The sequence below is a fragment of the Lysinibacillus sp. fkY74-1 genome (assembly GCF_053165895.1).
Genome location: NZ_CP170173.1, coordinates 1,435,835 through 1,452,332 on the forward strand (window position 1 = coordinate 1,435,835; position 16,498 = coordinate 1,452,332).

Sequence of the window (16,498 nt, forward strand, 5' to 3'; positions counted from 1 at the left end):
TTTTTCTATTTTGCCGTATAATTTTAGAAACGAAAGGATGTGGATATATTGTCAATTGCCATTGTAGCGATTATTGGTGGGGTTATTATTTCTTTAGCAGGAATTTTTACAGATTCCCGTACAAGACAGCAAAAAATAAAATTAAAGGCTATCGAAAAAGAAGTAGAATTAGAAAAGCTGCGATTAGAAACCTATACAATTGAAACGGAAAAAATGCGCCTTGAATTAGAACAGTCGAAGGTGCTACTATTAGAGGAAAAACAAAACTCAAACAAGTAGACGAGTATACATGAGAAAGACTATTTCAGGATTGTCTCTTTTCAGCTATAATGGAACTACGACGCTAGAGGGGAAGATGACCATATGTCTGATTATGAACAGTTTATAGAAGGTATCAAGCGCAAAACAGGAATAGATTTAGCGTTATATAAAGAAGCGCAAATGAAAAGACGATTAACCTCACTTTATGAAAAAAAAGGTTATCGAAATTTTGTTGACTTTCTAAGGGCACTTGAACAAAATCGTGATTTAATGAATGAGTTTTTAGATCGTATGACGATTAATGTTTCTGAATTTTATCGTAATGGCAAGCGTTGGGAAGTATTGCAAAAGAAAATATTACCTAAGCTATTACAAACTAATAAGCGTTTAAAAATTTGGAGTGCTGCTTGTTCAACAGGAGAAGAGCCGTATTCATTAGTAATGGTCTTATCTCAATTAGTGCCTTTATCTCAAATTCAAATTATTGCTACTGATTTAGATGAAAATGTCATTCAAAAAGCGAAATTGGGTGTCTACCCAGAGCGCTCCTTAGCTGAAGTGCCAAATGACATTAAAGCTAAATGTTTTGAACAAGAAGGATCCTTCTACCGCGTGAAAGATGAGATTAAGCGTTGTGTGACCTTTAAAAAACAAAATTTGCTCAATGATACCTATGACAGCAATTATGATTTAATAGTTTGCCGCAATGTAATGATCTATTTTACGGAAGAAGCCAAAGATCAAATTTATAACGATTTTAGTAAAGCATTACGCAAGGATGGCATATTATTTGTAGGATCGACAGAGCAAATTTTTAATCCATCTCGTTACCAATTTGAAGTAGAGGACACATTCTTCTATCGGAAAAACAGTTTATAATATGAATGAAAAGCTTGTACAAATGACTGGTTTCATCATGTACATATAGTAACTAAAGCATTAACATAGATAATTCGTACGCTTTTCGCTTATCCTAAGCAAAGGCGTATTTTTTATAAATTTTAGCACTTCACTTCAGTAGTGTAGTAATGTTTTATGCAAGTCGTTCAGAATATTCGCATATAGGTTGTGTAAATAGTATGAACTTAAAAGACATTTGCAAAAGGACTGTTTTTTTAAAGAATATATGTTATAGTGAAAAATACATACTTTAGCGAGTTGAAGGGAGAAAGCGTTTATGCGTTACTTAACAGCGGGTGAGTCACACGGCCCCCAACTAACAACAATTATTGAAGGTTTACCATCACTCTTACCTATTACTGCAGAAAAAATTAATCACGATTTAAAGCGACGTCAAGGAGGTCATGGACGTGGACGACGCATGCAAATTGAAACAGATACAGTAGAGATTGTCGCAGGCGTTCGTCATGGACAAACACTTGGATCACCTGTCGCTCTAGTTGTAGCCAATGATGATTGGAAGCATTGGACGAAAATTATGGGTGCTGAGCCATTAGCAGAAGATGTAAATCCTGAGGATATCAAACGGCAAATTTCACGACCTCGTCCGGGCCATGCAGATTTAGTTGGAGGCATGAAATACGGACACCGTGATTTGCGAAATGTATTAGAGCGTTCTTCAGCTCGTGAAACAACTGTACGTGTAGCAGTCGGCTCTGTGGCAAAGGCTTTATTAAATGAATTAGGTATTTCTATTGTGGCGCATGTTACGGAGATTGTCGGAATTAAGGCTGATACCTCCTTAGTGGAAGGGAAAACAGTCGATGAAATTCGTGCCATTGTGGAAGCGGACCCTTGCTATTGTGTAGATCCAGTGGCATCTGCAAAGATGGTAGATGCGATTGATGAAGCAAAAAAAGCTGGGGATTCTATCGGTGGAGTTGTTGAAGTCATCGTAGAAGGTATGCCAGCAGGTATAGGGTCTTATGTCCACTATGATCGTAAGCTCGATGCTAAGTTAGCGGCGGCAATGCTTTCTATTAATGCATTTAAAGGGGTAGAATTTGGGCTTGGTTTTGAGATGGCTCGTCGCAAAGGCTCTGAAGTTCATGATGAAATTATTTGGACGGAAGAAGAAGGCTATACTCGTGCGACCAATAGACTTGGTGGCTTAGAGGGTGGTATGTCTACGGGCATGCCAATTGTTGTACGAGGTGTAATGAAGCCAATTCCAACATTATATAAACCATTACAAAGTGTGGATATTGAAACAAAAGAGCCGTTTAAAGCAAGTGTAGAGCGTTCGGACAGCTGTGCGGTACCAGCTGCATCAGTTGTAGCGGAGCATGTTATTGCCTGGGAAATAGCGACTGTTATTTTGGAACAATTCCATAGTGACCAATTACCACAATTAAAAGCTCAAATTGATGAACATCGTCAATATACGAAGGGGTTCTGATATATGCGTGTTCCAGTTGCAACAAAATCACATCATTATGAGGTTCTACTTGGCCATCGTTTTCTAACTGAAGCTATTCAAACATATGCGGATCAGCTAAAAAAAGCAGATAAGTTTTTTGTCTTTACAGATGCTCATGTATGGGAGGCTCAGGGAGACTATTTCAAGGCAAATTTCCCATATGATTTTGAAGTATTTATTTTGCCTGGTGGCGAAGCATGCAAAACCTTTGAGCAATATTATGCAGCTCAAACTTTTTTACTTGAGCAAAAATGTTCTCGGAAATCATTTGTTTTTGCTTTTGGTGGAGGGGCTGTTGGTGATTTAACGGGATTTGTTGCAGCAACCTATATGCGCGGAATTCCGTTTATTCAAATTCCAACAACTATTTTGGCGCATGATTCAGCCGTAGGTGGTAAGACGGCTATTAACCATCCATTAGGGAAAAATATGATTGGCGCATTTTATCAGCCGGAAGGTGTTATTTACGATACAGTTTTTTCTGAAACCCTACCTGTACGCGAAATTCGTTCAGGAACAGCTGAGTTAATCAAACATGCGATGATTTCTGATTCAGCATGGTTAGAGGAATTAATGGCAGCAGATTCCGTGATGCATTTTAATCAGCAGGAATTAGCGATGCAGCTAAAAAAGGGAATTGAGGTTAAAGCAAAAATTGTCGCAGAGGATGAAACAGAGCAATCTGTTCGAAAGTTTTTAAATTTGGGCCATACATATGGACATGCGATTGAAGCGGCTGCAGGCTACGGCAAAGTCGCTCATGGTGAGGCAGTCATGATTGGTCTTGTGTATTGCTTATTATTGAGTGAACGTTATGGGGAGCTCAATCGTCCATTTACTAAAGCATTTTTACAATTTGCAGTTAAAAATGGCTATCCTTTTGAGGCAGTAAATGACTATACATTCGAACAATTAACAAGTTATTTAATGAAAGATAAAAAGACAGAATATGGAATTTTGCAATTTGTTTTGTTAGAAAAAATCGGTAAACCGTTTGTGCGGGCAATTGATTTAAAAGAATGCAAAGAAGTAGATGCCGAATATAGAGAGTTATTAGCGGAGGTGCTTGTATGATTCGTGGACTTAGAGGAGCAATTACAATTGAATCTGACAAGCCAGAGCTTGTATGGGATGAGACAGCAAGATTAGTGCGTGAGGTTGTGGCAGCAAATAATGTAGAAATAGATGATATTGCTTCCATTTTGATTTCTACTACGCCTGATATTACCTCAGCATTTCCTGCTCGGGCAGTCCGATTGATGGAAGGGTGGCAATATGTTCCAGTGATGTGTACACATGAAATGGATGTACCGAATGCCCTACCATTATGTATTCGAGTATTAATTCATGCGAATATAGAGGTAGCCCAAAAAGATGTTAAGCACTTGTATCTCAATGATGCAGTGAAATTAAGACCAGATTTAGCACAAGCTAAATAAGTAGAGGAGATGTTTTAGATGAAGTGGAAACAACAATTGGACGGTATGCAAGCCTATAAACCAGGAAAACCAATTGAAGAAGTGCAACGTGAATATGGCTTAAAAGAAGTTATTAAATTGGCATCTAATGAAAATCCATTTGGATGCTCACCTAAGGTGACAGCTTATTTACAAAATAATGCAGTGAATCATGCTCTTTATCCAGATGGCTATGCACAAAATTTACGTACAGCTGTTGCAAATCATCTAGGTGTTCAAGAGACACAGCTTCTATTTGGTAACGGCTCTGACGATATCATTGCTATTATTACTCGTGCTTTGTTGTATCCAGGGGTAAATACCATTATGGCTGACCTATCCTTCTCCCAATACTGGCATAATGCTGAAATTGAAGGTGCTGAAATCCGTAAAATTCCTTGTGTGGAGGGTGCACATGATTTAGAGGCGATGGCTGCTGCGATTGATGATCAAACAGCCGTTATATGGGTATGTAGTCCGAATAATCCTACTGGTGTGGTCATTCCAGATACGGCTTTACGTGCCTTCCTTGCCAAAGTACCAAACGATGTACTTGTCGTACTTGATGAAGCGTACATTGAATACGTGACACATCCTGAACATAAGGATACTCTACCAATCATCGACCAATATCCAAATGTTCTTTTATTACGTACATTCTCTAAGGCATATGGTTTGGCATCGTTCCGAGTTGGCTATGCGATTGGCCAACCAACTATTATTGAAAAGCTTGATCCGGTCAGAGGTCCATTTAATAATACAAGTCTAAGCCAAGCCGTAGCTGCTATTGCACTTAGTGATCAGGAATATATAGAAGCATGTCGTGAAGCGAATGAACATGGTAAAAAACAATATGTTGAATTCTGTGAAAAACATAATCTAAAATACTTCCCATCTGATACGAACTTTATTTTCTTTGATACAAAGGCTGATAGTGATGTCATTTTCCAAGAGCTTATGAAAAAGGGCTTTATTGTGCGCAGTGGTAATGCTTTAGGATTACCAGGATTTATCCGTGTCACAATCGGTACCGAAGCCCAAAATGCAGCATTGCTAGTTCAACTTGACAATGTATTAAAAGAGCAAGGAGTATTTGCATGACACGCAATGTGCTCGTTATTGGGCTAGGATTAATCGGTGGTTCTATCGCCCTTGCTTTACAGAAGGCACCAGATACAAAGATTATTGGTTATGACATGGATGCTCAAACACGTGAGCATGCACAAGCATTAAATATTGTACATGACACTGTGACGGATCCACAGGCAATTGCAGCGGATGTCGATATTATTATTTTCGGTACACCAGTTAATGCAACGCTTGAATGGATGGAGCAATTAAAATCATGGCCATTAAAAAATAAAGTCATTGTAACAGATACAGGAAGTACAAAAAAATTAATTATGCAAAAAGCTGGTGAATTACGTGAACTGGGCATTACGTTTATTGGTGGACATCCAATGGCAGGTTCACACAAAAGTGGCGTATTAGCTGCAAAGGCGCATCTTTTTGAAAATGCCTACTATATGCTTACACCGCTCGCTGGTGAAGAAATTGTTCATATGGCACAGCTAGAAAGTCTATTAAAATTTACGCATGCAAAGGTGGTAAGTGTTTCTGCAAGTGAGCATGACCATATGACAGCTGTGGTGAGCCATTTCCCTCATGTTATTGCAGCTTCTCTTGTGCATCAATTAGGAGGAGAGAATGGGGAATATCCTATGACTCGCTCTCTTGCAGCAGGAGGCTTCCGTGATGTGACGCGTATAGCCTCTTCCAACCCGGTTTTATGGCGAGACATCACTTTACAAAATCGTGATGAGTTACTTACTCAGCTAGAAGGCTGGGAAAAAGAAATGGGCCGTATTAAGGATTTGCTGACGAATGGTACCTCTCGAGATATTGAAGACTATTTTTCTATTGCCAAAGAACTGAGAGATGAATTACCAATTAGCGCAGGAGCAATGTATACAGCGTTTGACTTATACGTAGATGTTCCAGACTATCCAGGTGTCATTTCCGAGGTAACAGGTTTGCTAGCTGATGAGGCAATAAGTATTACGAATTTAAGAATTGTCGAATCGAGGGAGGATGTTTTCGGTATTTTGGTCATTAGTTTCCAAAGTGAAAATGACCGCGAACGTGCAGCAGCGTGTATACAAAAACGTGCGAAATTTGAAACATATATTTCATAAAAAAAGAAAGCGTCGGGATTACGGCGCTTTCTGTCTTCATATTGGAGGGAGTAAATTAATGAGTGAAAAAGTTTTACAATACAATAAGCCATCTTTACAGGGATCACTAACTGTTCCAGGCGATAAATCGGTCTCTCACCGTTCTGTGATGTTTGGTTCCATTGCGACTGGAACAACAACAGTAGAAGGTTTTTTACTTGGGGAAGATTGTTTAAGTACCATTGATTGCTTCCAGAAGCTTGGTGTGCATATTGAGGTGGAAGGAACGAGTGTAAAGATAGAGAGTCCAGGGATGGATAGTTGGCAGGAGCCTACAGAGGTGTTGTACACAGGTAACTCTGGTACAACAACGCGCTTAATGCTCGGAATTTTAGCAGGATCTTCAGTTCATTCAGTCATGACGGGGGATGCCTCTATTGGCAAGCGACCAATGCGACGTGTTATTGATCCACTGCGTCAAATGGGAGCCCATATTACGGGACGTGCAGACGGTCAATATACACCATTAGCCATTCAAGGTACAAAACTCCAGGCCATTGAATACAACATGCCAGTAGCTAGTGCACAAGTTAAATCTGCTATATTACTTGCAGGCTTGCGTGCTGAGGGAACAACGATAGTTAGAGAAACAGAAGTGTCAAGAGATCACACTGAACGAATGCTCCGTCAGTTTGGTGCCGATGTCGAAGTGAAGGATGGGGTTGTTTCATTAGAGGGTGGACAAGCTTTAAGTGGGACTCATGTTTCTGTACCAGGGGACATCTCATCTGCAGCCTTTTTCTTAGTGGCGGGGGCAATCTGTCATAATAGTCAATTAACACTTGAAAATGTTGGCGTTAATCCAACACGTGATGGAATTATCGAGGTCCTTTCTAAAATGGGTGCAACCATGACAGTGATGCCAAATGACGATAGTCAAGCTGAACCAACAGCAACTATTCAAATCCAAACATCTACTTTATCTGGTACAACAATCGAGGGAGACATGATTCCTCGTTTAATTGATGAAATACCAATCCTTGCTTTACTTGCTACACAGGCACATGGTCAAACCATTATTAAAGATGCCGAGGAGTTAAAAGTAAAGGAAACAGACCGTATTACAGCGGTTGTAGCTGAATTAAAAAAGCTGGGTGCTAACATCGAAGCAACAAATGATGGTATGATTATTGAAGGGCCAACACCATTAAAGGGTGCAAGTCTCAAAACATATGGCGATCATCGAATTGGAATGATGGGTGCTGTGGCTGCTTTAATGACCGAAGGACCAGTCACTTTAGATGATGCACAGTGTATCGCTGTATCCTATCCATCATTCTTTGAACATATTGAGGCAGTAAGGTAACAATTGAAGATTGACTCTCCAAGCTTTTGGGGAGTTTTTTCTTGTTTCGGTGGTAAATGTTTTGTAGCATAAAGGTATCAAAGAAAGAATAGGTGAATGACTGTGAACAATGCGATGACTGAAATGATGCAAGCACTTGAACAGGGAGACTTAGCATTAATAGATCAGCTACTTGAAACATTTTTAGTGAAGGAGCTACCCGAGGAAATTTACGCACTTTCAGAAATTTTTATGCAATATGGGTACATGAAAGAAGCTGACCGCGTACTGGAGCATTTACAATTCTTATTCCCAGAAGAGGCACAGTTAAAAATAGATCGTGCAAATGTATTAATGGAGCTTGGTGATGAAGATGAGGCATTAAATTTATTGCTTGAAATCGAAGAAGGCTCACCAGAATATCCACAAGCATTATTAGTTTTAGCGGATTATTATCAAATGCAGGGGTTATTTGAGGTAGCAGAAAAACGTATAAATGAAGCACTAGCAATTTTGCCAGACGAGCCATTACTTCATTTTGCCAAAGCCGAACTGTTATTTGAAACAGGTCGTTTTTTGGAAGCCGCAAGATTGTATGAAGAATTAAATGAGCAACAAGAAGAATTTGCTGGTATTCATCTTGTGGAACGATTAGCGGAGGTTTATCGTGCCGGGGCTGCCTACGAAACAGCATTGGATTATTATTTAAAGGCACTTGAAGATGAGGTGAAACCAGATATTTTATTTGGTGCTGCGTATTCAGCCTTCCAATCCCAAAAATACGAGATGGCTATTAAACAATTAGAGGAATTGAAAGAGTTAGATCCTGATTACTTCTCGGCTTACTTATTGCTGGCAGAAAGCTATGCGATGACAGAGGAAAATCAAAAAGCCTATACGGCGATCCAAGAGGGATTAAAACGCGATGAATATGATAAAACGCTCTATTTATTTGCTGGAAAAATGGCCTTGAAAAATAGTTTACCAGTAGAAGCTGAGCAATATTTACGAGAAGCAATAGCATTAGACCCTGAGTATATGGAAGCCGTGTTAGCACTTATTTCTGTTTTAGGACAACAGGAACGGAATGAAGATGTTATCGAATTATTTGAGACTCTACAGCAAAATGATTTTGAATGGAGCACGTTATATCCATTTGCTGCAGAGGCATATGAAAATTTAGAATTGTACGACCGTGCATACGAATTTTACCGTTTGGCATATAATGATTTTAAGGAAGACGCAACATTTTTAGAAAAATATGTGTACTTTTTATTAGAGGAAGGTAAACGTTCAGAAGCGAAAGTGGTTCTTGAACAATTAATTAACATTCAACCAGGTGAACCAGAATGGCAAGAGAAGTTAGAAGCCTTAGAATTTGAGTAAAGGAGGGAGTGGGTATGACTGCTTCTGTATCAGTTGTTGATAAAAAAGCATTTGTTCGATGGTTTTTAAAAAATTATCAATTGAAACGTCGTGAGTGTGTGTGGATTTTAAATTACTTACTTAGTAATGATGACTTATTAAAACGAATCCGATTTGTGGAAGAAGCTCACTATTGTCCTAGAGCAATGGTGATGTCTACGGTTGATTCAACAGGTGTGCCTTTTCGTTTCTATAAAGGCAATGTAATGACGGCAGACGCTGAAAAGTCTTTCCATGATTTACGCTTACACGAGCAAGAAGATATGTATATACAATTGAATTTTCCAAATATACCACCAAGTGCACAATACTTAGCAGTTTTAGAAGAAAACCCTTATATGCCAGAGACACTGTTAGTTAGTGAAAAAGATCGTTTACTGGCAGAAGAACTGCTTTCCAATAGCTTACTCGTATTCCAAGAAGAAAAATTACTTGCACAAATTGATGATGCCCTCGATCAGGGAGATGAAGAACGTTTTTATGAATTGTCTAATTTGTTACAAGCATTAAAGGAAACGGCTAATTTACCTTAGTTATAGGTAAAAATTGAATGTCCTTTACCCACTTCAATATGGTAACATTACTAGTGAATGATTGTTTTCACTTTTAATTGGGTATCCTATTTGAAGAGTGGAAAAGGGCATTTTTATTATGTGATAAAGGAGGTTTGTTGAATGTACTTTAATGCAAACGATGTGACATCATTTTTGGGACAGAAGGATTTCATCGATACTGCGATTGTTCCGCTCATATCCATCGATTTAGCTTCTGAGAAAATGAAACAAAGTGGCGCTGAGGTAGATTTTCTAATGTCTTTAACTTCTTTCATAGAACAACAGTTTAAAGGCCGTTTACTAGTCATGCCACCTTTTTCTTATATGGCTTCTTTAAAAAACGAAGAATTACCGAAGCAATTTGAAACACAATTACATAATGCTGGCTTTAAGCATGTGTTCTTCATTACTTGTGATCACTCTTGGACAAATATTGGAGATATAGTAAATATTATTTGGTTACCAGCAATTCCATTAGAAAGCATGGACGCAGGTGTGAAAAAATCAATTCTCGAAGATCAATTACGGCAAGTGGTTCCGATGCTTTCGACCAAATGGGCACAGATTTAACAATTAGTTTCAATAAATGTTCACATTCTCCAGCTTTCCACAGAATGCTATATTGACCAAGCTATGGACTTGATATATCATATATATGTCCTAGTATTACTATTTGTAAAAGTATGTCCGTTGGACTGACCTTTAAGTTAGAGGGGGGAAAATAATGAGTAATAATCGAGTTTCACGTCGTCAATTTCTAAGTTATACTCTTACTGGTGTAGGTGGATTTATGGCGGCAGGTATGCTAATGCCAATGCTTCGCTTTGCAATTGATCCTGTGCTACAAAAGCATGAGGGTGGAGATTTTGTAAAAACAGAGCATAAAATCGCTGACTTGACTGAAGAGCCTGTAAAAGTTGACTTTTCATATGAACAAGTGGATGCATGGTACAAATCACAGGTTACAGATGTAGCTTGGGTTTATAAAAGTGGCGATCAAATCATTGCCCTTTCACCTGTTTGTAAGCATTTAGGATGTATGGTTGACTGGAATGGAGATTCTGCACACCCAGGTCAATTCTTCTGTCCATGTCACGCAGGACGTTATGAGAAAAACGGGAAAAACGTTGCAGGTACACCGCCTCTAGGTCCGTTGGATGAATTTGAAGTACAAGAACAAGATGGCTATTTAATGATTGGTCCAGCTAAAGCAAATACTCTAGTTAAATAAGTAAGGGGGTACGACAACAGTGCTAAATAAAATTTATGATTGGGTCGATGAACGCCTAGATATTACACCTATTTGGCGTGATATTGCCGACCACGAAGTGCCAGAGCACGTTAACCCTGCACATCATTTTTCAGCATTCGTTTACTGCTTCGGTGGATTAACATTCTTCATCACAGTAATTCAAATTCTATCTGGTATGTTCCTAACAATGTACTATGTACCAGACGTTGTGAATGCCTGGAAATCAGTTTATTATTTACAAAACGAAGTAGCATTTGGTGAAATCGTGCGCGGTATGCACCACTGGGGAGCTTCATTAGTTATCGTAATGATGTTCTTACATACACTTCGTGTGTTCTTCACAGGTTCTTATAAGAAACCTCGTGAACTAAACTGGATGGTTGGTGTAGGTATTTTTGGTGTAATGATGGGTCTTGGCTTTACAGGATACCTATTACCATGGGATATGAAAGCATTATTCGCTACTAAAGTAGGTATCGAAATTGCAGCATCTGTACCGTTTATCGGTTCGATGATTAAAGTATTATTAGCGGGTGACACTACAATTCTTGGTGCTCAAACGTTAACTCGATTCTTTGCGATTCATGTATTCTTCTTGCCTGCAGTATTGTTTGGGTTACTTGCAGCACACTTTATCATGATTCGTCGTCAAGGAATTTCAGGGCCGTTGTAATTGTCTTGACGGTTCGATGATCTTTAAAAGGAGGGGACACTATGCATCGCGGAAAAGGAATGAAATTTGTCGGCGATTCTCGTATTAAAGCGAATCACAGAATGCCGAATGTTCCAAAGGATTATTCCGAATATCCAGGTAAGACGGAAGCTTTCTGGCCGAACTTCTTACTGAAGGAATGGATGGTAGGTGCTGTATTTTTAATTGGATACTTATTATTAACTGTCGCTCACCCGTCACCACTTGAAGGGCCGGCAGATCCAACTAGAGCATATACACCGCTACCGGACTGGTACTTCTTATTCATGTATCAACTTTTAAAATACTCATTTGCTTCTGGTCCATACAATGTAATTGGAGCAATTGTAATTCCAGGTCTTGCATTTGGAGCGCTATTATTAATGCCATTTTTAGACAAGGGTCCAGAACGTCGTCCATCTAAACGTCCATTACCGACAGCGTTTATGTTATTAACTCTAGCTGCTATGTTCTACCTAACTTGGGAGTCAGTTGTTAACCACGACTGGGAAGCTCAAAAAGCTATGGGTGCAATCGTAGAAACAGTTGAATTCGATAAAGAATCAGAAGGTTATAAACTATACGCTGGTTCAGCATGTATTACATGTCACGGTGAAGGCTTAGAAGGTGGAGCTGGTGCACCATCTCTAATGAACACTGGATTAACAGCTGATGAAATTAAGGACATTGCTCATAATGGTCGTGGTAACATGCCACCAGGATTATGGACAGGTTCAGATGAAGATCTTCAGAAACTTGCTGAATTTATCGAAAGTTTAAAAGCTGAGTAATAGTAAAAGAGTCAGGAAACTGGCTCTTTTTTTTCGACCTTGTTATATATTTGGACTGAAAGCTAGTAGAAAAGGTTCCCTTACCCTCGATTTTTTAGCGAAAAATGTCGAAAAGTAGATAAAAGCGAATGAATTCTATCCATTAGCACATATTGAAGTTGTGAAAATAATTTCACCTACAAAAATCTATACTGTACATAAACAAAGAATTTTAGCAAAGCGCAAGGAGTTGTAATCATGCAGATAACACGTGCAAATCTTTGGTATCTTCTTAACCATAAGTCATTCTTAATAGCGCTGCTTATTATTAATCTATTAGGCACAGTATATGGCTATTATTGGTATGGATGGCAGCTTGCAATCACTAAGCCTATTTTTTATATTTTTGTTCCTGATAGTCCAACAGCTAGCTTATTCTTTTGCTTTGTGTTAATTGCTTGGATTATGGGAAAAAGATGGCCGTTAATGGAAGTATTAGCGCTTGTAACATTAGTGAAATATGGTCTATGGGCTGATGTCATGAATATTTGGACATTAATTGAAACAGGGTCAATCGGTTGGCAAGGCTGGATGCTAGTTGGCTCACATTTTGCAATGGCCGTTCAAGCAATCTTATATATGAAGAAATATGTATTCACTTACTGGCATGTATTTATAGCGGCTGTCTGGACGCTCCATAATGATGTCATTGACTATGTGTTTGGTCAAATGCCTATGTATGGGGATTTAGTCAAGTACACAAGCTATATTGGCTACTTTACGTTTTGGTTATCAATTGCATGTATTCTCCTTGCGATTTTCTCAATTAGGTGGCGCAAATATTTGCCGAATTAGGGTATAAATTATAGAATTATAGTATAGAGGTAGAAAGGGGTTAGAATATTGTCAACAAGCATGTATATAGTTTATTTTATTATTATTATGCTGCTACCACTTTATGCACAAATGAAAGTAAAAGGCACGTATAATAAATTTGCGAAACAACGTACAATGAAAGGCCAAACAGGTGCAGAGGTAGCGCGTGCGATTTTAGATGCGAACGGCTTATATGATGTACGAGTTGTGCCAACACAAGGTGTGTTGTCTGATCATTATAATCCGGCAACCAAAACAGTTGCTTTATCAGAAAGTAACTTTTATGAAGCGAGTGTTGCAGGTGCTGCGGTAGCTGCCCATGAGGTAGGTCACGCCATCCAACATAAAGAAGCTTACTCTATGCTTACATTACGTAGTAAGCTAGTCCCAGTGGCAAATATTTCTTCGAATGCATCTTGGATTTTTGTAATGATTGGTATTTTTGCAAGTAGTACGAATTTCTTGCTTTTAGGTATCATATTATTAGCAGCAGGTGTTGTTTTCCAATTAGTGACACTTCCAGTGGAGTTTGATGCTTCAAAGCGGGCATTAGTTCAAATGAATTCGCTTGGCATTATTACAAATGAAGAAGAACGACCAGCACGAAAAGTATTGAGTGCTGCAGCATTAACATATGTAGCAGCAGCAGCGGTAGCGGTACTAGAATTATTACGTCTAATTCTAATTTTTACGAATATGCGTAGCGATGACTAAGAAAAAAACTTGTTATGGTGGAACACCACTATAACAAGTTTTTTATCTTCAAACACTTAATGAAGCGGTTGTTTTTGATCATCAAGAGTGAAGCCTTCTCCTGCTACATCGCGTACTTCTATAATAGAAACGAAAGCGTGTGGATCCACTTCATGAACAATGGATTTTAGGCGTACAACTTCGTTGCGACCGATCACACAATAAATAACTTCCTTAGGCTGCTTAGTAAAGTGGCCATGTCCTTCTAAAATAGTGATCCCGCGTTCCATTCGTAAGGCGATTGTTTCGGCAATAACACCGGACTTCTCAGATATAATGAGAGCACCACGCGCTGCATAGGCTCCTTCCTGTACAAAGTCAATAACACGAGCGCCAACAAATACAGCGACTAATGTGTACATCATGGAACGAGCATCTAAAAATGTAAGCCATGAAAGGATGATGACAATGGCGTCGAAGACAAACATCGTTTTACCCATACTCCAGCCAAAATATTTATGTCCAAGTCGTGCCAAAATATCAACGCCGCCGGTAGTGCCACCAAAGCGGAAGACAATTCCTAGGCCAAGTCCGACGAATATACCCGCGAAAAGAGCAACGAGTAACATGTCATCTTCTAAATGAATGGTAAACTGATATTTCTGGAAAATCTTTAGAAAAAGAGAAACAGATAAAGTGCCAACAAGCGTATAAACAAAAGATTTCTTTCCAAGTAATCGATAACCAATTATAAACATGGGAATATTTAATAATAGGTTCATTAAGGCGGGGTCCCATCCTAATGTAAAGTATAGTATGAGTGTAATTCCACTTAGTCCACCTTCACCTAGCTGATTTTGAATATTGAAGTGAACAAACCCGAAGCTAAAAATGGCTGCTCCGAGCATTATTGCGATAATATTTCGAATTTTAATCTGTTTTAACATTTGGCCTCCTGTAGTTCCAAACAAATGAAGTAGTGATATCTATTATCTGACATTTTATTGGTTTTGACAACAACGGTGTAAATTATATAGGATGGTAAATAGGAGTGTGATGTAAATGACAGAACAACTAACAATGCAAGCATTACAACAGCGTGTTGATAATTATATAGGACAATTTAAAGAAGGATATTTCCCACCATTCGAACTGCTAGCCCGTTTAACAGAGGAATTAGGAGAGCTATCTCGTGAGGTTCAGGATGTATATGGACAAAAAAAGAAAAAGAATACTGAGGAAATAAACAGTATTGAAGAAGAACTTGGTGACTTTTTCTTTGTTTTAGTATGCTTTGCCAATGCTCAGGGTATTAAATTAGATGAAGCTCTATTAAGAGTCATACATAAATTTGAAACAAGGGATAAGGATCGTTGGACGAGAAAGGATGAAGAATGATGTCGATTCGTGTAGCTATTGCAGGAGCAAGAGGAAAAATGGGGGCTGAGGCTGTACATACGGTCATGAAACATGACAAAATGGAATTAGTAGCTGTACTAGATTATAAGGAAGTAGGAAAAACATTAGCTGATTTAGACATGTTCCCAGCGAGCTATACAGTACCTATATTTACGGAAATGCATGATCTTGTAGAAGCAACTTCTCCAGACGTATTAGTGGATTTAACGAACCCACATTCTGTATACAATCATACTAAAGAAGCGTTGAATTTAAATGTACGACCTGTAATTGGTACAACAGGATTTACTGATGCACAACTAGAGGAATTATCAACCATTGCCAAAGAAAAAGAGTTAGGCTGCATTATTGCACCAAACTTTGCGATTGGCGCTATCCTGATGATGAAATTTGCGAAAGAAGCGGCCAAATACTTACCAGATGTAGAAATTATTGAAATGCATCATGATCAAAAACTTGATGCACCCTCTGGAACAGCTGTGAAAACAGCTCAATTAATACAAGAGGCACGTACGCAAAAGACTCAGGGGCATCCAGAAGAAAAAGAAACCATTGAAGGTGCAAGAGGTGGAGACTTTGATGGCATGCGCATCCACTCTGTTCGCTTACCTGGTTTAGTGGCACACCAGCAAGTATTATTTGGTGGAGATGGGCAGCTTTTAACAATTCGCCATGATTCATTAAATCGAAATTCATTTATGTCGGGCATTGCCTTTTGTGTAGAAGAGGTTATGAAAATGGATCAGCTTGTTTATGGTTTAGAAAACATCATCTAAAGATTGGGATGGAAGCTATATGAAAATCGCATTGATTGCACATGATCGTAAAAAAGATAATTTAGTACAGTTTGCTATTGCTTACAAAGAAATTTTACTTGAACATTCACTTTATGCTACCGGTACAACAGGACAGCGTGTCATTGAAGCCACTGGTTTAGAGATAACACGATTTCGTTCAGGTCCACTTGGTGGCGACCAACAAATTGGCGCAATGATTGCCAACAATGATATGGATATGGTTATTTTTTTCCGAGATCCATTAACAGCGCAGCCACATGAGCCAGATGTTTCTGCTCTTATCCGTCTTTGTGATGTTTACCAAGTGCCACTGGCGACAAATATGGGGACAGCAGAAATATTATTAAAAGGCCTACAAGAAGGCTTTGTGGATTGGAGACTGATACAAGAAAGACGTAACTAAT

The 16,498-nt window shown here is 38.8% G+C and carries 20 protein-coding genes; 19 read left to right on the top strand and 1 reads right to left on the bottom strand.

Annotated features, from left to right (window positions below; genetic code table 11):
* Window positions 1-48 precede the first annotated feature (48 nt).
* The 16 genes from ACE1MS_RS06775 (at window position 49) to ACE1MS_RS06850 (ending at window position 13,899) form a co-directional block, all read left to right on the top strand.
* Window positions 49-279, top strand: coding sequence for a hypothetical protein (locus tag ACE1MS_RS06775; protein WP_031417976.1), 231 nt, complete (start codon window positions 49-51; stop codon window positions 277-279).
* Between the two features lie 84 nt (window positions 280-363).
* On the top strand, window positions 364-1,140 hold the full coding sequence (locus ACE1MS_RS06780) for a CheR family methyltransferase (protein WP_031417978.1): 777 nt from the start codon (window positions 364-366) through the stop codon (window positions 1,138-1,140).
* Between the two features lie 298 nt (window positions 1,141-1,438).
* On the top strand, window positions 1,439-2,620 hold the full coding sequence (aroC, locus tag ACE1MS_RS06785; protein WP_012293643.1) for a chorismate synthase: 1,182 nt from the start codon (window positions 1,439-1,441) through the stop codon (window positions 2,618-2,620).
* Window positions 2,621-2,623: 3 nt separating this feature from the next.
* Window positions 2,624-3,715, top strand: coding sequence for a 3-dehydroquinate synthase (aroB, locus tag ACE1MS_RS06790; protein ID WP_447402783.1), 1,092 nt, complete (start codon window positions 2,624-2,626; stop codon window positions 3,713-3,715).
* On the top strand, window positions 3,712-4,080 hold the full coding sequence (aroH, locus tag ACE1MS_RS06795; RefSeq protein WP_012293645.1) for a chorismate mutase: 369 nt from the start codon (window positions 3,712-3,714) through the stop codon (window positions 4,078-4,080). The genes aroB and aroH overlap by 4 nt, the downstream gene beginning before the upstream one ends.
* 18 nt (window positions 4,081-4,098) lie before the next feature.
* Window positions 4,099-5,199: a histidinol-phosphate transaminase gene (gene hisC, locus ACE1MS_RS06800; RefSeq protein ID WP_012293646.1), complete on the top strand. Its 1,101-nt coding sequence runs from the start codon at window positions 4,099-4,101 to the stop codon at window positions 5,197-5,199.
* A complete protein-coding gene (locus ACE1MS_RS06805) occupies window positions 5,196-6,293 on the top strand; it encodes a prephenate dehydrogenase (RefSeq protein WP_012293647.1) in 1,098 nt (365 codons plus the stop codon). Before hisC ends, ACE1MS_RS06805 begins: the two co-directional genes overlap by 4 nt.
* Before the next feature lie 58 nt (window positions 6,294-6,351).
* Complete coding sequence (gene aroA / locus ACE1MS_RS06810) at window positions 6,352-7,638, top strand: 3-phosphoshikimate 1-carboxyvinyltransferase (protein WP_031417983.1); 1,287 nt, start codon at window positions 6,352-6,354, stop codon at window positions 7,636-7,638.
* A gap of 96 nt (window positions 7,639-7,734) precedes the next feature.
* Window positions 7,735-9,003 (top strand): tetratricopeptide repeat protein, encoded by a 1,269-nt coding sequence (locus ACE1MS_RS06815; RefSeq protein ID WP_031417984.1) that lies wholly within the window; start codon window positions 7,735-7,737, stop codon window positions 9,001-9,003.
* Between the two features lie 14 nt (window positions 9,004-9,017).
* Window positions 9,018-9,575, top strand: a complete 558-nt coding sequence (locus ACE1MS_RS06820) for a ReoY family proteolytic degradation factor (protein WP_031417985.1) — start codon at window positions 9,018-9,020, stop codon at window positions 9,573-9,575.
* A 141-nt stretch (window positions 9,576-9,716) separates the two neighbouring features.
* Window positions 9,717-10,166 carry a DUF2487 family protein gene (locus ACE1MS_RS06825; protein WP_031417986.1) on the top strand — a complete coding sequence of 150 codons (450 nt, stop codon included), beginning with the start codon at window positions 9,717-9,719 and terminating at the stop codon, window positions 10,164-10,166.
* Between the two features lie 154 nt (window positions 10,167-10,320).
* The gene (locus ACE1MS_RS06830) at window positions 10,321-10,827 is read left to right on the top strand and encodes a QcrA and Rieske domain-containing protein (RefSeq protein ID WP_031417987.1); all 507 of its coding nucleotides are present in this window, start codon (window positions 10,321-10,323) and stop codon (window positions 10,825-10,827) included.
* 19 nt (window positions 10,828-10,846) lie between these two features.
* On the top strand, window positions 10,847-11,521 hold the full coding sequence (qcrB, locus tag ACE1MS_RS06835; RefSeq protein WP_008181573.1) for a menaquinol-cytochrome c reductase cytochrome b subunit: 675 nt from the start codon (window positions 10,847-10,849) through the stop codon (window positions 11,519-11,521).
* Window positions 11,522-11,562: 41 nt separating this feature from the next.
* A complete protein-coding gene (locus ACE1MS_RS06840) occupies window positions 11,563-12,330 on the top strand; it encodes a menaquinol-cytochrome c reductase cytochrome b/c subunit (protein ID WP_004232669.1) in 768 nt (255 codons plus the stop codon).
* Between the two features lie 237 nt (window positions 12,331-12,567).
* Entirely contained in the window at window positions 12,568-13,164 is a 597-nt protein-coding gene (locus ACE1MS_RS06845) for a DUF1405 domain-containing protein (RefSeq protein WP_031417988.1), read from the top strand.
* A gap of 60 nt (window positions 13,165-13,224) precedes the next feature.
* Complete coding sequence (locus ACE1MS_RS06850) at window positions 13,225-13,899, top strand: zinc metallopeptidase (protein ID WP_008181566.1); 675 nt, start codon at window positions 13,225-13,227, stop codon at window positions 13,897-13,899.
* Between the two features lie 56 nt (window positions 13,900-13,955).
* Here ACE1MS_RS06850 and ACE1MS_RS06855 read toward each other — a convergent pair whose 3' ends face one another.
* Window positions 13,956-14,825 carry a YitT family protein gene (locus ACE1MS_RS06855; protein WP_008181565.1) on the bottom strand — a complete coding sequence of 290 codons (870 nt, stop codon included), beginning with the start codon at window positions 14,823-14,825 and terminating at the stop codon, window positions 13,956-13,958.
* Between the two features lie 115 nt (window positions 14,826-14,940).
* Here ACE1MS_RS06855 and ACE1MS_RS06860 point away from each other — a divergent pair, with 115 nt between their 5' ends.
* Genes ACE1MS_RS06860 through mgsA form a run of 3 tightly spaced genes read left to right on the top strand, consistent with a single transcriptional unit; the run spans window position 14,941 to window position 16,497 of the window.
* Window positions 14,941-15,276, top strand: a complete 336-nt coding sequence (locus tag ACE1MS_RS06860; protein ID WP_031417989.1) for a nucleotide pyrophosphohydrolase — start codon at window positions 14,941-14,943, stop codon at window positions 15,274-15,276.
* Window positions 15,276-16,073 carry a 4-hydroxy-tetrahydrodipicolinate reductase gene (gene dapB / locus ACE1MS_RS06865; protein WP_031417990.1) on the top strand — a complete coding sequence of 266 codons (798 nt, stop codon included), beginning with the start codon at window positions 15,276-15,278 and terminating at the stop codon, window positions 16,071-16,073. The genes ACE1MS_RS06860 and dapB overlap by 1 nt, the downstream gene beginning before the upstream one ends.
* Window positions 16,074-16,092: 19 nt before the next feature.
* On the top strand, window positions 16,093-16,497 hold the full coding sequence (gene mgsA / locus ACE1MS_RS06870) for a methylglyoxal synthase (protein ID WP_447402784.1): 405 nt from the start codon (window positions 16,093-16,095) through the stop codon (window positions 16,495-16,497).
* Window position 16,498 lies beyond the last annotated feature (1 nt).

Excerpts from the sequence above, each read along its gene's own strand:
- ACE1MS_RS06780 (WP_031417978.1), top strand. The coding sequence starts at position 364 with ATGTCTGATTATGAACAGTTTATAGAAGGTATCAAGCGCAAAACAGGA.
- aroC (WP_012293643.1), top strand. The coding sequence starts at position 1,439 with ATGCGTTACTTAACAGCGGGTGAGTCACACGGCCCCCAACTAACAACA.
- aroB (WP_447402783.1), top strand. The coding sequence starts at position 2,624 with ATGCGTGTTCCAGTTGCAACAAAATCACATCATTATGAGGTTCTACTT.
- aroH (WP_012293645.1), top strand. The coding sequence starts at position 3,712 with ATGATTCGTGGACTTAGAGGAGCAATTACAATTGAATCTGACAAGCCA.
- hisC (WP_012293646.1), top strand. The coding sequence starts at position 4,099 with ATGAAGTGGAAACAACAATTGGACGGTATGCAAGCCTATAAACCAGGA.
- ACE1MS_RS06805 (WP_012293647.1), top strand. The coding sequence starts at position 5,196 with ATGACACGCAATGTGCTCGTTATTGGGCTAGGATTAATCGGTGGTTCT.
- aroA (WP_031417983.1), top strand. The coding sequence starts at position 6,352 with ATGAGTGAAAAAGTTTTACAATACAATAAGCCATCTTTACAGGGATCA.
- ACE1MS_RS06815 (WP_031417984.1), top strand. The coding sequence starts at position 7,735 with ATGACTGTGAACAATGCGATGACTGAAATGATGCAAGCACTTGAACAG.
- ACE1MS_RS06820 (WP_031417985.1), top strand. The coding sequence starts at position 9,018 with ATGACTGCTTCTGTATCAGTTGTTGATAAAAAAGCATTTGTTCGATGG.
- ACE1MS_RS06825 (WP_031417986.1), top strand. The coding sequence starts at position 9,717 with ATGTACTTTAATGCAAACGATGTGACATCATTTTTGGGACAGAAGGAT.
- ACE1MS_RS06830 (WP_031417987.1), top strand. The coding sequence starts at position 10,321 with ATGAGTAATAATCGAGTTTCACGTCGTCAATTTCTAAGTTATACTCTT.
- ACE1MS_RS06840 (WP_004232669.1), top strand. The coding sequence starts at position 11,563 with ATGCATCGCGGAAAAGGAATGAAATTTGTCGGCGATTCTCGTATTAAA.
- ACE1MS_RS06845 (WP_031417988.1), top strand. The coding sequence starts at position 12,568 with ATGCAGATAACACGTGCAAATCTTTGGTATCTTCTTAACCATAAGTCA.
- ACE1MS_RS06850 (WP_008181566.1), top strand. The coding sequence starts at position 13,225 with ATGTATATAGTTTATTTTATTATTATTATGCTGCTACCACTTTATGCA.
- ACE1MS_RS06855 (WP_008181565.1), bottom strand. The coding sequence starts at position 14,825 with ATGTTAAAACAGATTAAAATTCGAAATATTATCGCAATAATGCTCGGA.
- ACE1MS_RS06860 (WP_031417989.1), top strand. The coding sequence starts at position 14,941 with ATGACAGAACAACTAACAATGCAAGCATTACAACAGCGTGTTGATAAT.
- dapB (WP_031417990.1), top strand. The coding sequence starts at position 15,276 with ATGTCGATTCGTGTAGCTATTGCAGGAGCAAGAGGAAAAATGGGGGCT.
- mgsA (WP_447402784.1), top strand. The coding sequence starts at position 16,093 with ATGAAAATCGCATTGATTGCACATGATCGTAAAAAAGATAATTTAGTA.